This window comes from Embleya sp. NPDC001921, from assembly GCF_053594475.1.
On sequence record NZ_JBSFEO010000013.1, the window covers coordinates 165,270 to 180,040 of the forward strand.

At 70.2% G+C, this 14,771-nt stretch carries 12 protein-coding genes; 10 read left to right on the plus strand and 2 right to left on the minus strand.

Annotated elements, in window-relative coordinates; genetic code table 11:
* Positions 1–388 precede the first annotated feature (388 nt).
* From ACWCPW_RS17830 to ACWCPW_RS17840, 3 genes are all read left to right on the plus strand, one after another.
* The gene (locus ACWCPW_RS17830) at positions 389–853 is read left to right on the plus strand and encodes a hypothetical protein (protein WP_449762499.1); all 465 of its coding nucleotides are present in this window, start codon (positions 389–391) and stop codon (positions 851–853) included.
* Positions 850–1,275, plus strand: a complete 426-nt coding sequence (locus ACWCPW_RS17835) for a hypothetical protein (protein ID WP_449762500.1) — start codon at positions 850–852, stop codon at positions 1,273–1,275. Before ACWCPW_RS17830 ends, ACWCPW_RS17835 begins: the two co-directional genes overlap by 4 nt.
* Positions 1,276–1,671: 396 nt before the next feature.
* Positions 1,672–3,789, plus strand: a complete 2,118-nt coding sequence (locus ACWCPW_RS17840) for a SpoIIE family protein phosphatase (RefSeq protein WP_449762501.1) — start codon at positions 1,672–1,674, stop codon at positions 3,787–3,789.
* 114 nt (positions 3,790–3,903) lie between these two features.
* On the opposite strand, the gene ACWCPW_RS17845 is transcribed toward ACWCPW_RS17840, so the two are convergent.
* The gene (locus ACWCPW_RS17845; protein ID WP_449762502.1) at positions 3,904–4,455 is read right to left on the minus strand and encodes a MarR family winged helix-turn-helix transcriptional regulator; all 552 of its coding nucleotides are present in this window, start codon (positions 4,453–4,455) and stop codon (positions 3,904–3,906) included.
* A gap of 298 nt (positions 4,456–4,753) precedes the next feature.
* Here ACWCPW_RS17845 and ACWCPW_RS17850 point away from each other — a divergent pair, with 298 nt between their 5' ends.
* The 4 genes from ACWCPW_RS17850 to ACWCPW_RS17865 all read left to right on the plus strand — a co-directional run bounded on the left by ACWCPW_RS17850 (position 4,754) and on the right by ACWCPW_RS17865 (position 9,740).
* Positions 4,754–6,439, plus strand: a complete 1,686-nt coding sequence (locus ACWCPW_RS17850) for an N-acyl-D-amino-acid deacylase family protein (protein WP_449762503.1) — start codon at positions 4,754–4,756, stop codon at positions 6,437–6,439.
* Positions 6,436–6,729 carry a hypothetical protein gene (locus tag ACWCPW_RS17855; protein WP_449762504.1) on the plus strand — a complete coding sequence of 98 codons (294 nt, stop codon included), beginning with the start codon at positions 6,436–6,438 and terminating at the stop codon, positions 6,727–6,729. Before ACWCPW_RS17850 ends, ACWCPW_RS17855 begins: the two co-directional genes overlap by 4 nt.
* Positions 6,722–7,933, plus strand: a complete 1,212-nt coding sequence (locus tag ACWCPW_RS17860; RefSeq protein ID WP_449762505.1) for an amidohydrolase family protein — start codon at positions 6,722–6,724, stop codon at positions 7,931–7,933. The genes ACWCPW_RS17855 and ACWCPW_RS17860 overlap by 8 nt, the downstream gene beginning before the upstream one ends.
* A gap of 406 nt (positions 7,934–8,339) precedes the next feature.
* Positions 8,340–9,740, plus strand: coding sequence for an NHL domain-containing protein (locus tag ACWCPW_RS17865; RefSeq protein WP_449762506.1), 1,401 nt, complete (start codon positions 8,340–8,342; stop codon positions 9,738–9,740).
* 70 nt (positions 9,741–9,810) lie between these two features.
* Here ACWCPW_RS17865 and ACWCPW_RS17870 read toward each other — a convergent pair whose 3' ends face one another.
* The gene (locus tag ACWCPW_RS17870) at positions 9,811–10,086 is read right to left on the minus strand and encodes a hypothetical protein (protein ID WP_449762507.1); all 276 of its coding nucleotides are present in this window, start codon (positions 10,084–10,086) and stop codon (positions 9,811–9,813) included.
* 509 nt (positions 10,087–10,595) lie between these two features.
* Between ACWCPW_RS17870 and ACWCPW_RS17875 the strand changes: the two genes are divergently transcribed.
* From ACWCPW_RS17875 to ACWCPW_RS17885, 3 genes are all read left to right on the plus strand, one after another.
* On the plus strand, positions 10,596–11,210 hold the full coding sequence (locus tag ACWCPW_RS17875) for a cysteine hydrolase family protein (protein ID WP_449762508.1): 615 nt from the start codon (positions 10,596–10,598) through the stop codon (positions 11,208–11,210).
* Between the two features lie 620 nt (positions 11,211–11,830).
* Positions 11,831–13,765: a flavin-containing monooxygenase gene (locus tag ACWCPW_RS17880; protein WP_449762509.1), complete on the plus strand. Its 1,935-nt coding sequence runs from the start codon at positions 11,831–11,833 to the stop codon at positions 13,763–13,765.
* Positions 13,766–13,890: 125 nt separating this feature from the next.
* Complete coding sequence (locus ACWCPW_RS17885) at positions 13,891–14,742, plus strand: SAM-dependent methyltransferase (RefSeq protein ID WP_449762510.1); 852 nt, start codon at positions 13,891–13,893, stop codon at positions 14,740–14,742.
* Positions 14,743–14,771 lie beyond the last annotated feature (29 nt).

Consider the following 14,771-nt stretch of genomic DNA (forward strand, 5'->3'; position numbering starts at 1 on the left):
CGCGCTCGACCGGACGTCGTCACACGTTCCGGTGCCCACCGGACGGAGGAGCGTCGGCACATCCATCTCGGGGGAACCGCACAGGTGATCGGCGCCGTGCCCGGCATACGAAGGCCGCCCACGGACGCGTCCACGCCGCCGTCAACGACACGAGGATGGTCGCGCCCGGTCGGCCGGTTGCCCGGCGCCGATGCTCTCGGCGGTTCCGAGGATCCGGGCGTTCGGACGTACTCGACGTCGTCGCTGTTCGGGGCGCGAACCGCGTCGACGACCGGGCCGAGGGGAGGGGCGAACGGCTCTGTGGACGAGGCGGAATCGGCCGACGTCGGGGCCGGCCAGGGGCGCCCGACGGCGGTTTGCGCACGCGGCGCGTGGGCAACGGGTGGACATGTTTTCAGGGATCATGCGCGGAGCCGCCGCGGGCGCGGCCGGCACCACCGCTCTCGATGCGGTCACCTACGCCGACATGGCCGGACGGGCGCGTCCGGCCAGTGAGACGCCACAACGCACGGTGGCCACCATCGCGCGCCGCATCGGACACCCCGTCGGGGGCGCCTCCGACACGCGCGCGAACCGATTGACCGGGCTCGGCGCGCTGTCGGGCATCGCGACGGGCGTAGGTGTCGGCGCCGCCTTCGGCCTGTTGCGCGGCATCGGCCTGCGACCGCCGATCTGGGCGGGTTCACTGCTCGTGGGCGCCGTTGCCATGATCGCCGCCAACGCCCCGATGGCCGGGCTGCGGGTGTCGGACCCGCGCGCGTGGTCGACGACCGACTGGGCCGCCGACATCGTGCCGCACATCGCGTACGGCTTCACGACGTACGCGGCGCTCGCGACGATGGACCCCAAGTGACCGCCCTCCTGCGCGCCTTCCTGGTGGGGGCGGCGAGCGGCGGCCGAAGCCAGGCGGGGGTCACGGCCGTTCGCTTCACCGCGCGCGGCGCGGGCATCCCGTCGCGGCTCGCCGTCGGCTCGGCCGCGATCGGCGAACTCGTCGCGGACAAGCGCCCCGACGTCCCGTCGCGCCTGAGCCTGCCGGGCCTGGCTCCGCGTGTCCTGCTGGGAGCGACGGCCGCCGCGATGCTGGCACGTCGTACCGGCGGCGGCGCGATGGTCGCGGCGCTCGTGGGCGCCGGTGCCTCGGTGGGCGGCGCCATCATGGGAGCGGCGTGGCGTGACGCAGCCGCGAATACCGGAATTCCCGCACTGCCGGCGGCGATCGCCGAGGATGTCCTGTGCTACGCCCTCGCCTTCACGGCGTGCGCCGGCTCGTAGCGGCCCGCATGTGGTCGAGGGCGACCGCGTTCTCGCCGTCCGTGACGGCCTGGTGGACACCGAATTCCTCGGGTTCGAGATGTCGGGGAAGGGTGTCGAAGAGCACCCGAACGGGGACCGTGCCGCCGCGCGAGGCACGGTCCCCCGGGCGGGCCGGGATCAGACCGGCGTCGTGGCCGGGGCCACGCGTAACCTTCCGCGTTTCGTCCGACACGTTCGGCTTCGCAAGGGTCCGCTCGAACGACATGCGGGCGGTTGTCCAGCCGTAACCACGCGGTTGGCAATATCGTGGCCGGCTGGAAAGGAACGTTCCGCGACGACTTTGGCATCGTGGAGAGTTCGCCGGCGCACGTGGGACAACCCGCACGGCTCAACAGGTGAAAGCCAAGGTGCAACATGGACATACCCTCACCGTCCACCGGGACATCACCCACCGAGGCCATGGACGGCGAGCCGATGGGCGGTGTGGAGGAGGCGCTCGTCGAAGCGCTGACCGGGGAGGGCAGCGTCGGCCTGGCCCTGCTGGACGGCGATCTGCGAGTCCGGCGCAGCAACGTCGCGCCCGAGCGGTTCCACGGCCTGACGATCCCCGTGGGGAGCCGGGTGGACGCCCTGGTGTCCGCCGCGGACGCGGAGGGGCTCGTCTCGGCCCTGCGCCGCGTCCTCGAAACGGGAACCCCGCTGCTCTACCACCCACAGTCGATACCCACCCCGGGCAACCCCCGTACGCGCCTGGTGGTTTCGCTGTCCGCGTTGCGCACGGGGGACACAGCGGGTCGACCGGCCGGTCTGGTCCTCGCGTTCGCCGACATCTCGGAGCAGGAACGCGCCCGGCGCCGCCTGGATCTGCTGTTCCACGCGGCGAAGGCCATCGGCGACTCGCTGGACGTGGTGACCACCGCGCGTCAACTGACCGCCGCCCTGGTGCCGGAACTGGGGGACATGGCGGTGGTGAACCTCGCCATCGAGGTGTTCGACGGCGATGAGCCACCCCAGCGAGGCGGTGCGGACGTGGGGCTGCGAAGGGCCGCCGTCAGCTCGGCGGGCGTGGACCACTCGGCCCCCTACGTGCCCGTGGGCGAGAATCTGCCGCGTGTTCCGGATATGGACATCCGGTCGCAGTACCGCCAGGGCGAGATCCTCTCGGTTCCCGACCGGGCCACGATGCTCGCGGCACTCGGGGGCGATACCTGGGCGTTCGAGCGCCTGGCCCCGGCCGGCGGCAACGGCTTCATGGCCACCGCCATCGTCGCCCGGGGGCTGATCCTGGGCAGCATCGAGGTGTGGCGCCGCGAAGGAGCGGAGCCGTTCGACGACGCGGACGTGCGCCTGTTCCGGGAGATCGCCTCCCGCGGCGCGTTGAGCATCGACAACGCCCGCCGCTACACCCGCGAGCACACGGCCGCCGTCGCACTCCAACGCAGCCTGCTGCCGTCGGCGTCCACCGACACGGCGGCCGCCCGTACGGCAGGCGTCTACCTGCCCACGGGCACCGGCTCGGGCGTTGGCGGGGATTGGTACGACGTCATCGAACTCTCCTCGCTCCGGGTCGCGTTCGTGGTCGGGGACGTGGTGGGACACGGTCTGCGCGCGACCGCGCTGATGGGTCGGCTGAGTACCGCCGTCCAAACCCTCGCCGACCTCGAACTCCCGCCCGACGAACTCCTGGCGCACCTCGACGACATCGTCCTGCGCCTGACCGGAAACAGCGACGAGACGCACGACGACATGCCGGCCGCGACCTGTCTCTACGCCGTCTACGAGCCCATCACCGGCCGCCTGGCCATGGCGAGCGCGGGACATCCGCCACCCGCGCTGGTACGGCCCGACGGAACGGTCGAGTTCGTCGACGTCACGCCGGGCCCACCCCTGGGCGTCGGCGGAATGCCGTTCGAACTCACCGAGATCGACGTGCCACCGGGCACTGCCCTCGCGTTCTACACCGACGGCCTCGTGGAGTGCGGGGGTGACATCACCGCCGGGATGGAGGCCCTGCGCCAGGGGCTGGTCCCGCTGCACGACCCCGCTCGGGACCTCGACGAAGCCGCCCACACACTGGTCGCGAAGATCGGCCCGGCCAACCCGTCCGACGACATCGCCCTGCTTCTGGCGCGGGTGCGGACCGTCGACTCGTGTGACGTCGCGTCCTGGGAGATCCCCGCCGATCCGGCCGCCGTCGCCGGTGCGCGTGAGCGAGTCACCCGGCAACTCACCGCGTGGGGACTGGAGGACGCGGCCTTCACCACCGAACTCGTCGCCAGCGAACTCGTGACCAACGCGATCCGCTACGCCGGCGGGCCGGTGGTGCTACGACTGATTCGCGACAAGGTCCTCGTGTGCGAGGTCTCCGACCCCAGCAACACCCAGCCTCGGCTGCGGCGTGCCAAGTGGAGTGACGAAGGCGGGCGAGGACTGTTCCTGGTCGCCCAACTGACCACCCGGTGGGGCAGCCGCCACGGCCCCACGGGGAAGACCATCTGGACCGAGCAACCCCTGGGCGGCATCATGCCGTAGGGGCAGTCGTGGCCCCGGTGCGCGCCGTGCTCGTGCACCGGAGCGAGTGTTCGGGGGAAGGGCTGTTCATCCGTGGGTCCGGCATCCGCCGACGTCGAGCCGGGGCGCGTCCGATCAGGTCGGCGTTTGTCCCGCGGCCGCCCTGCGGCTCAGCGTCGCCTCCATGGCCGCGGTGACGTATTCGAGCAGTTCCGCCAGTTCCGAGCGTCGGCGGCCGGACAGGCCGCTGAGGACCTCCTGCATGAGCGCGTAGCGGTCGCGCTGGATGCGGCGGCTGATGCGCCGACCCGCGGTGGTGGCCTGGACGATGACGTACCGCCGGTCGCCCTCGTCCGGCCGCCGTTCGGCCAGCCCGAGTTTGAGGAGGCGGTCGGTCGTGCGGCTGGCCGCGCCCCGGTCGATGTCGAGTGCCTCCGCGAACTCGTGCATGCGCCACTCGGGCCGCGACGCGAGGGTTTCCAGCGCGTCGACCTGGGTGGGCGTGAGTTCCTTGCCGCCGGCGCCGTACAGCGCACGCGCCAGCTCGGCGTGTGCCGGGCTGCGGGAGAACCGCTGGATGGCCCGGATCACGCGGTCGCCGGAATCCTCGCCGCCGGCGTCCGCGGCGGCGTCGAGGGCCGGGGGGCGGGAAGCGTTCGGTGTGCTGCGGGCGCGGCGATCAACCATGGCAGAACGGTACCGGTCAGCCGGTGATTCCCTGGTTCGAGGTGCCTGTTCGGATTCAAGCATTGCCTACGGCAACTCTTGCCTTAGGCATCTACTCCGGATACGTTGCGGGCGAGGAACGGGCGGCGCCGTCGGGGATTCCGCGGCGTTCCACAGGCTCGCGGAGGCGCCGCGGTACGCCGGAAGACACGCCGGCCGTCGTGGACGTCATGGCGGCCGCCACGGACCACCGTCCGGGCGCGGTGCGCACCCACCTCCGGCGCGTCCGGCACCACACGCAACGACCGGGAGAACGAACATGAGTAGCAACGACATCGCCGTGCGCGGCGGGACGGTCGTCGACGGCACCGGCGGACCTTCGCGCCGCGCCGACGTCGGCATCCGCGACGGGCGTGTCACCGAGATCGGGGACACCGTGACGGGCCGGCACGAGATCGACGCCACCGGGCGCCTCGTCGTGCCCGGCTTTCTCGACATCCACACCCACTACGACCCGCAAGTCCTGTGGGACGGGCTCCTGACGCCGTCGTCCTGGCACGGCGTCACCGCGGTCGTGGCCGGCAACTGCGGCTACAGCCTCGCCCCCGCCCGCCCGCAGGACCGCCGTTCGCTGCTCGGCACGCTGGAGATGGTCGAGGACATGCGCGGCGCGACCCTCGAGGCCGGCGTGGCATGGGACTTCGAGACCTACCCCGAATACCTGGAGGCCGTGCGGCGGCGCGGTACGGCGATCCACTTCGGGGGATTCGTGGGGCACACCGCCGTTCGCACCTACGTGATGGGCGAGGAGGCCTATGAACGCCCCGCCACCGACGACGAACTCGCCCGAATGCGCGGTGCCGTCGCCGACGCGCTCCGCGGCGGCGCCCTCGGATTCTCCAGCGACCGCGCCGGCTTCCACCTCGGCGACGGCGGCCGCCTGGTCCCGTCCATGGTCGCCGGCCAGGAGGAGGTCGAAGCGCTCGCGTCCGTCACCGCCGAGGTCGGCCTGGGCATCGTGCACATCGCGACCGGGGAGAACTACCGCTGGGTGTACGACTTCCAGCGCCGCCTCGGCCGCCCGCTGACCTGGACATCGATCCTCACCTACCCGGAGGGAACGGCCTCCCGGGCGCCGTACCAGGACAAGCTCGCCGACCATCTGCGAGGCCGCCGCGACGGCGCGGACGTCTGGGCGCAGGTCACCTGCCGACCCATCACCCAGGAGTTCTCCGTCGCCGAGCCGACCTCCTTCTACGCGCTGCCCGCGTTCGCCGACCTGGTCGCCGTACCCGTCGACCGCCGGCACACCGTCTTCCGGGACCGGACCTGGCGGGCGCGCGCCTGGGACGAGTTCGAGAGCGGCCGGTGGCTCGACCCGCGCTGGCAGACCATCACGGTCACCCACTCGCCCTCGCGCCCGGACCTGGTCGGCGCGCCGGTCGCGGCGATCGCCGCCCAACGCGACACCACGCCCTTCGACGTCATCTGCGACCTCGCCCTCGACGACGCCCTGGCGAGCCGCTTCACCGTCACCTTCGCCAACGACGACAAAGACGGCGTCACCACACTCATCCGCGGCGAAGGCTGCATCATGGGCCTGTCCGACGCCGGAGCGCACGTCGGTCAGATCTGCGACGCCGTCATGCCCACCGACTTCCTCGCCAACTGGGTGCGCGACCGCGACGTCCTGCCGCTCGAACACGGCATCCACAAACTCACCGGGGAGATCGCCGACGTGCTCGGCGTCGACCGCGGACGGCTGCGCCCGGGGGGCCACGCCGACCTCGTCGTCGTCGACTACGACGCCCTTTCCCCGGGCCCGACCCGGCGGGTGCGCGACCTGCCCGCCGACGGAGAACGCCTCATCGCCGACGCGCCCACCGGACTCGACCACATCCTCGTGGCCGGCGTCGCGATCCGCGAGCACGGCGCGCAGGTCACCGACCGCTTGCACCGCCTGCCGGGCACCATTTTGCGCAGCGGCGCCCGGGACGCGGAGTGAGCACGAGGCCCTACGACCGCCTCGCCCCCGTCGCGAACCGCGTCACGGACACGGACCGCTCCAGCCGCTTCCACCGGGACACCCGCCGCGTCACCGAAGCGCGCGAACCGACCGTCGACCACTCGCCCCCGTTCGAGGAACACGGCATCACCGACGCGACGCCGCACGCCCTCTTCCCGCGCCGCGACGGCGCGGTCGTCGACCTCGACGACCGCACGACCCCGCTCGGCATCCCCATCGGCGCGCCCCCAGCACCGCGCCCCGAATTCCCGGAGGCTTCCCATGGCTGACCTGCTCGAACGCATCCTCGCCTACGCCGGTCCGAAGGGCGACCTCGTGCTGCGCGGCGAAGTCCCCACCGGCACGAACCGGTTCCACATCATCTCGGTCGACGACCATCTCATCGAAACCCCCGACCTGTTCCGCGACCGCGTGCCCGCGCGCATGCGAGACGCCGCGCCGCACCTCGAACGCGACGCGGCGGGCAACGACTGGTGGGTGTTCGAGAACGACCGCGTCCCACTGCTCGGCTCCGACGCCCTCCGCGGCTGGGAAGCGGGCAAGGGCTACCTCGGCCCGGTCAACTTCGACGAGTTGCACCCCGCGACGTACGACGCGGGCGAACGCGTACGCCACATGGACGCCGCCGGCATCGCCGCACAACTCAACTTCCCCTCGGCGCCGTTCGGCTTCGCCGGACGACGTTTTCTCACGATGGGTGACCACGACCTGGGGCTCGCTTCCCTGCGGGCCTACAACGACTGGCTGCTCGACGCCTGGATCACTCCGTACCCCGAACGATTCATCGCGTGTCAGCTCCCCTGGCTCGGCGACCCCGAACTCGCCGCCGCCGAGGTCCGGCGCAACGCCGAACGCGGCTTCGTCGCCGTCACGTTCAGCGAGAACCCGGAGCGTCTCGGGCTGCCGTCCCTGTACAGCGACGCGTGGGACCCGTTCTTCCGCGCGTGCGAGGAGACCGGCACGGTCGTGAACCTCCACGTCGGTTCGTCCTCCGAGACGATCGTTCCCTCCCGCGACTCGACGGCCGCGGTCCTGGGCGTGCTGTTCCCGATCAACTCGATGGCCGCCGCCGCCGATTGGCTCTTCGCCCGCATCCCGGTGCGCTTCCCGGACATCAAGATCGCCTTGTCCGAGGGAGGTATCGGATGGGTGCCGATGTTCATCGACCGCATCGAGTTCATGGGCCGCGACCTCGACTACCGCGCCGACTTCGGGAGCCACTCGCCCGTCGACTACCTGCGCCGCAACTTCTGGTTCACCGTGCTCTCCGACCCCGCGACCATGCGGCTGCGGCACCTCATCGGTGTCGATCACATCATGGTCGAAACCGACTACCCGCACCCCGACTCCACATGGCCGGACAGTCAGGAAGTGCTCGCTCGGCAGTTCGCCGGCGTGCCGGACGAGGAGGTCGAGCGCATGACCCACCGAAATGCCGCGGCCCTCTACCGGCACACCGTCGCAACGCCCTGACTCGGCTGTGCGGCGTGCCCTGAACGGGTAACCGGCTTGCGTTCATCCGCTCGTGCCGCGTGCCACGGACCTGGCGGCGGCGATCGAGGTGGGGCGGGCTGTGCGACGGTCGCCGACAAGGCGCGACGCGGCGGCGGGATCCCCGGTGGATGGACTCCGTGTCGGATGGTGTTTCCGGCTGTCCCGCGCGGCATGAACCGAAAAGTTGCCGCAGAACGCCGGCCAGGCTCATCAGGCTCGACCTCCGGCTCGGCGAATGGGGTGAATGTGTTGTTCGGTCGAGCGTGCGGGGCGTTGCTTTCGGATGGATCGCGTGATCATGACGGTCATGGACGGATCGGCGCGGAACGAGCAAACAGTCGAATCTGCAGGGCATCCCGGTGCGGAGCCCGTCGAGCCCGGGACGATGCTCAGGCTGGCCGGCACCGGGAAGAGCGGCTTCGGGGGTGACGGCGGGAAGGCCACCGACGCCCTGTTCGACGAACTGGAGGACGTGGCGGTCGATGGGGCGGGCAATGTCTTCATCGCCGACGGCTTCAACGAGCGTGTACGCAAAGTCGACGCGAGGGGCGTCATCACCACGGCGGCCGGAAGCGGTGTGTGTGGCCCCAGGGGTGACGGTGGGAAGGCCACCGACGCCGAGTTCCACGGCCCCTGGAGCCTGGCCGTGGACCGTACCGGAAACGTGTACATCGGTGATGCCTGGAACCATCGGGTGCGCAGGGTGGGGCCGGACGGGCTGATCACGACCGTGGTCGGCACAGGCAAACCGGGCTCCGACGGAGACGGCGGAAAGGCCACCGCGGCCCGCATCCTGACTCCGACCCACCTGGCGATGGACGGCCAGGGAAACCTGTACATCGTCGAGCGTGTCCTCGGCGCCACGCCCGCACGCTCCAGGATTCGCAAGGTCGACACTCAGGGCGTCATCACCACCGTGGCGGGCGACGGCAGCGACAAGCCGGCACCGGATGGATGCCGGGCCACCGAAACCGGCTTCAACGGCATCTCGGGCCTGGCGTGCGACAAGGCGGGGGACCTGTATGTGAGCGAGAGTCGCGAGCATCGGGTACGCAAGATCCACAACGGTATCGTCACGACGGTCGCCGGGACCGGGACCGCGGGCTTTCAGGGCGACGGCGGCAAGGCCACCGCTGCTCGTTTCAACAAGCCGGCAGCCCTGGCATTCGACCCGCTCGGAAACCTGTACATCTCCGATACCGAGAACTACCGGGTGCGCAAGGTCGCACCGGACCAGACGATCACCACCATCGCGGGCAACGGCAGCAAGGGATCCGACAGCGAGCCCAGCGGCGACGGCGGGCCGGCCGTCTCCGCTCGACTCGGTGACGTCACGGGAATGACCGTCGACGGCCGCGGCAACCTCGTGCTCGCCGACCATTGGGTCAACCGCGTGCGCATGGTGACCGCGGTCACCGCCCCTCCACCGGCCCGGCCGAAGGTGGAAACGCTCTCCGGCTTCGGCCACCTCGACAAGCAACAGGCCAAGCCGGGCGAGCCGTTCGCGCAGCCACTGAAAGTGGAAGCGCGCAACGACGGGGTTCTGGTGGCGGGGGCACGTGTGCGTTTCACCGTCACCGGCGGCACCGGGTCACGGTTCGAGACGTCGAACGGGCGCCGGGCCGAGGCGAATGTGGTCAGTGACGACGAGGGGGTCGCGGAGGCGCCGCAGCTCTTCGCGGGGCCGGCCGGGGGAACGGTCGCGATCAAGGTCACCGCCCCCGACAAGGCGAAGTCCCACCCGGCCACGGCCGCCTACACGGCCCGGGTCAACCGGGACCGGTGAACGCCCGGGGCGCCCGGGGCCGCCGGGGGCGGCGCCGGGCAGGCTTCGACGGACTGGCGGCTGTGTGCGATTACTTCGTGTAGGTGAACTTCACGACGTTGCTTCTGTTGTTTCCGTCTTCGTCCGCCACGCATACGTCGGCTTCGCATGGCACGTCAGGGAGATTCTTGGGGTCGTAAAAGGGTGTGTCGAGCGTCAGCTTGGGCCCGTTGATGTGCTTGGGCAGTACTGCCATATCGTCCCAAATGACCTTGGCGAAGGGTGGCATTTCCGCATCCAGGGTGAGCACTACCTCGGTGGCGCGGTCGACTTTGCCGGAGGTGGGGGTGATGTCTTTGATCTTCACGGAGCTCTTCCTCTGCTCGGTGTACTCGGTTCGTTCTTCACGGGTGGTGAGGACTTCCGGTGAGTCTCTGCCGCTTGCCGCAGTCGCCCCCGTCGGGCTCGCCAGAGGTGCTCCGAATTCCACCCGTACGGATCCCGGCGTCCGTGGATCTCGACGGGTCCGGGTCCGCCGGCTCGGTGACCACGACCGCCAAGCGGAGTCCGCCGGAGTTCGCCAGTGGCGGGTGGGACTTCGGAGCCGGGGAACACCGGGAGCGAATCGTCCGCCTGCCGACCCTGATCCCGGATCCGGCCCCGCTGTCGTCCCCGGGCGGGTCACACGATCGCGCGTGCGACCGACGCGCGCGACGCCGTGAGCGACCGGCCCCGCATCCGGAAGTCTCGCCGCACGGCGGACCGCCGGTCCCCTCGGAAGGGAACCCGCCCGTGATTCCGAACCGGGCGCTGTACGAGGCCATCTCGGGCAAACTGGCCGAGACCGTTGACGTTCCAGCTCACCAAGGAGCCGCCATGTCCGAGACCTTCCGCCTCGACCCGGCGAAGACCGCACTTGTCCTGATCGAGTACCAGAACGACTTCACCAGCGAGGGCGGGGTGCTCAACAGCGCCGTTGCCGATGTCATGGCCAAGACCGGAATGCTCGCGAACACCGTGGCCCTGGTCGCAGCCGCTCGTGCCGCAGGCGTCACGATCATGCACGCACCCATCACGTTCGCCCCCGGCTACGGCGAACTGTCTCGCCACCCGTACGGCATCCTCAAGGGAGTCGTGGACGGCTCGGCCTTCGTCAAGAACACCTGGGGTGCCGCGATCGTGGACGACTTGGCGCCGGCGGAGGGCGACATCGTGATCGAAGGCAAGCGCGGCCTCGATACCTTCGCGAGCACGAACCTCGACTTCATCCTGCGGAACAAGGGGATCGAGACGATCATCCTCGGCGGTTTCCTCACCAACTGCTGTGTGGAGTCGACGATGCGCACCGGGTACGAGAACGGCTTCCGCGTCATCACCCTGGCGGACTGCGTTGCCGCCACTTCCCAGGAGGAGCACGAGAACGCGATCACCTACGACTACCCCATGTTCTCGTTGCCCTTGACGTCGGCCGAGGTCATCGCCTCCCTCTGACGTCGTGCCGCGGCAACGGCACTTTGGGGGCGGCGTGAACGTGCGGCCGCTGTCGGAGTGCCGCAACGACGTGTTCGTCTTCCGCGGCGAGGATTCGTAGAGTCGCTCGCTGCTCCCGTGCTCGCGGCGTCCAGCCGGATCGAGGAGACGAAAGCGGCCACCCGCCGGCGAGGAGGCAGCGCTTCGGCCTCCTCGCTCCCATCCGGGTCGTCGCGGGTCCGGCGACGCGAACCGCGGTCGCGCGTCTCTTGTGATTTTTAGGCCCCTAGGCTTCACTGCGGGACATGGTTGCATATTGAACTCCGTCTCGATATGGGCGCAGCGCGGGCCGTCATGAGCGCCGTCGCCGGGTCCCAAACGAACGGAGCAGCCCGCGTATGGGGCGCCGACCAGCGCGGCTACCTCACGATGTCGGGAACAGCAGCGGCAACGGCCACCGCGGCCGTTGCCCCGCGCGACACACGAGGCGGCAGCGCGGAGCGGCCCGGGTGGCACCTTGCCGATGCGCGACGGGGCACCGCCGCACCCCCTCCCGGCGCACCGGCTCCCGGCGACCCGGCCGCCGCCTCGTCCGTCCCCGAGTACCTTGTCCCGACCCCCACGCGCAGGAGCACACGAGCATGTCCGAACGCCACCCGCACGTCGGGCTTCCCTTCACCGACGACGACGCCACCATCGCCGCCGCGCTCGAAGACGTCAGCATCCCCGCCCTGATGCTGTCGCTCGTCCACCTGACCGGTGACCCGTCGTGGATCAGCGGGCCGATACGCCCACGCGGCCTCGTCCTGAACGAAGTACAGGGCTTCCTCACCGAGGAAGAGAAGGCCCGGGTCCGCGCCCAGGCCCTGGACGCCATCCGTGCCTACCGCGACAACGGCTGCACCCTGCCCGCGCAGCCCGACCCCGAACTGCTCCACGCGATGATGAACTGGGTCGCCTGCGCGGAGATCCCGGCCGAGTACGTGCCCATGATGCTGGAGGACATGCAACTGGGGGAGCCGCCCGCCGAGTTCGTCCCCACCTCGGGGGTCGCCGAGGCCCGCGAGGCGTTCCCGGTGCTGGTCATCGGCTGCGGCCAGTCCGGCCTGCTCGCGGGCATCCGCCTGAAGGAGGCCGGCATCCCCTTCACGATCATCGAGAAGAACCCGGATGTCGGCGGCACGTGGTACGAGAACACCTACCCCGGCTGCCGCGTCGACGTCGGCAACCACTTCTACTGCTACAGCTTCGAACCCTCGGACCACTGGAGCGAGTTCTACGCCCGTGGGCCCGAACTCCAGGGCTACTTCCGCGATGTGATGGACCGCCACGGCATCGCCGACCACGTGCGCTGGGACACCGAGGTTTCCCAGGCCGTGTGGGACGAGCCCACGGGTACCTGGCGGGTCACCACCCGCGGTCCCGGCGCCCGGGAGGACACGGTCACCGCCCGGGCCGTGATCTCCGCGGTCGGCCTGCTCAACCGACCCCACATCCCGCACTTCGACGGCGCGGAGGACTTCGCCGGCCCCGCGTTCCACTCCTCCCACTGGGACCACGGCGTCGACCACCGCGGAAAGCGCGTCGCGATGATCGGAGCCGGCGCGTCCGGCTTCCAGATCGCACCCGCGATCGCCGAGGACGTCGCGCACCTGACCGTCTTCCAGCGCTCCGCGCAGTGGATGTTCCCCAACCCGAACTACCACGGCAAGGTCGGTCCGGGCGTGCGGTGGGCCATGCGGCACCTGCCCTTCTACGGACGCTGGTACCGCTTCATGATCTTCTGGCCCGGCAGCGACGGCGCTCTCGAAGGCGCCCGCATCGACCCCGACTGGCCGCACCAGGACCGCTCCATCAGCGAGCGCAACGACCGCACGCGCGAGATCTTCACCGAATGGATCCGAAGCCAGGTCGGCGACGACCCGGAGTTGTTCGCCAAGGTCCTCCCGGACTACCCGGCCACCGGCAAGCGCACCCTGCAGGACAACGGCAGTTGGCTGCGCACCCTCAAACGCGACGACGTCACCCTCGTCCGCGACCCCATCGCACGCATCGACAAGGACGCCGTCGTCACCGCGGACGGCGTGCGCCACGAGGCCGACATCATCGTCTACGCCACCGGTTTCCAGGCCAACCGCTACCTCTACCCCATGCGCGTCGTCGGCCGGGACGGCGCGGTTCTCGCCGAACAGTGGGGCGAGACACCCACCGCGTACCTCGGCATCACCGTGCCGAACTTCCCCAACCTCTTCTGCATGTACGGCCCCGGCACCGCCCTCGCACACGGCGGCAGCCTGATCTTCCAGTCCGAATGCCAGATGCAGTACATCTCCGCCTGTATCGACGCCGTCATCGAGCGCGGCGCCCGCGCCCTCGAACCCACCCGCACGGCCCACGAGGACTACGTTGCCCGACACCGCGCCGCAGTACGGCAATTGGTGTGGTCGCACCCGACCATCAGGCACTCCTACTTCAAGAACGCCGACGGCGAGGTCTACACCGCCAGTCCCTGGCGCCTCGTGGACTACTGGAACTGGACCAAGGGACCCGTCCTCGACGACTACCTCATCGACTGACGCACAACGGCCGGGCCGAATACGCGTCGAGGATTTGGACTCGGTCAAGCATCGGCTAGGCTGCGTCCGGCGTGTTCATATCGTGTGACACACCGTCAATTGCCGGGCATCCGTGGGGGATTCGCATGGCAGAGCGCTCGATCGACGCGCAGGACGATGCCCGGGAGCGGGCGCAGGTCAACCCGCCCGGCGGGTTCGATCTCACGGTTCCCAGCGTGGCGCGAATGTACGACTACTATCTGGGCGGCAAGGACAACTACCGGGTCGACCGCGAGGCATCCGAGGAGTTGTCCAAGGCGGCGCCGGGCACGCGTGCGCTGGCGATCAACAATCGGCGCTTCCTCCAACGCGCGGTCCGGGTGCTGGCGAGCGAGTACGGCGTGCGGCAGTTCCTCGACCACGGATCGGGTCTGCCCACCCAGGACAACGTGCACCAGATAGCGCAGCGCGTCGATCCGGCGTCGCGCGTCGCCTACATCGACCACGACCCGATCGTGTGGGCGCACGGGCGCGCGATTCTCGCGGACAACGACCGAACGACCGTGATCACCGCGGACTTTCGGGACACCGATGCGATCATGGACAACGCGGAGGTGGCCAAGTTGATCGACGTCACCAAGCCGACCGCGGCGCTGTTCGTCTCGGTCCTGCACTGTCTGCCGGACAGCGACGAACCGGCGGCTCTGGTCGAACGTGTCATGGACCGGCTCGCCCCGGGCAGTTTCGTCGTCATCTCGCACCTGGTCTCGGCAAACTCCGAAGTACGCGAGCGCCTGAGCGAGTTCATGCTCACCGCCACCCAGGGCAATTGGGGCCGCGTCCGCGAGGCGTCGGATGTGGAGACCTACTTCACCGGCCTGGAACTGCTCGACCCCGGCCTCGTCGAGGTATCCACCTGGCGCCCGGACGGAACGCCCGGGCCGGCCCAGGAGAGCGCGGAATGGATCGAGTTCGGCGGCGTCGCCCGCAAGCGCTGATCGCGCCGGGTCGACATCGGTCGGCCGCC

Excerpts from the sequence above, each read along its gene's own strand:
- ACWCPW_RS17865 (WP_449762506.1), top strand. The coding sequence starts at position 8,340 with ATGCTCAGGCTGGCCGGCACCGGGAAGAGCGGCTTCGGGGGTGACGGC.
- ACWCPW_RS17845 (WP_449762502.1), bottom strand. The coding sequence starts at position 4,455 with ATGGTTGATCGCCGCGCCCGCAGCACACCGAACGCTTCCCGCCCCCCG.
- ACWCPW_RS17880 (WP_449762509.1), top strand. The coding sequence starts at position 11,831 with ATGTCCGAACGCCACCCGCACGTCGGGCTTCCCTTCACCGACGACGAC.
- ACWCPW_RS17830 (WP_449762499.1), top strand. The coding sequence starts at position 389 with ATGTTTTCAGGGATCATGCGCGGAGCCGCCGCGGGCGCGGCCGGCACC.
- ACWCPW_RS17840 (WP_449762501.1), top strand. The coding sequence starts at position 1,672 with ATGGACATACCCTCACCGTCCACCGGGACATCACCCACCGAGGCCATG.
- ACWCPW_RS17875 (WP_449762508.1), top strand. The coding sequence starts at position 10,596 with ATGTCCGAGACCTTCCGCCTCGACCCGGCGAAGACCGCACTTGTCCTG.
- ACWCPW_RS17850 (WP_449762503.1), top strand. The coding sequence starts at position 4,754 with ATGAGTAGCAACGACATCGCCGTGCGCGGCGGGACGGTCGTCGACGGC.
- ACWCPW_RS17885 (WP_449762510.1), top strand. The coding sequence starts at position 13,891 with ATGGCAGAGCGCTCGATCGACGCGCAGGACGATGCCCGGGAGCGGGCG.
- ACWCPW_RS17860 (WP_449762505.1), top strand. The coding sequence starts at position 6,722 with ATGGCTGACCTGCTCGAACGCATCCTCGCCTACGCCGGTCCGAAGGGC.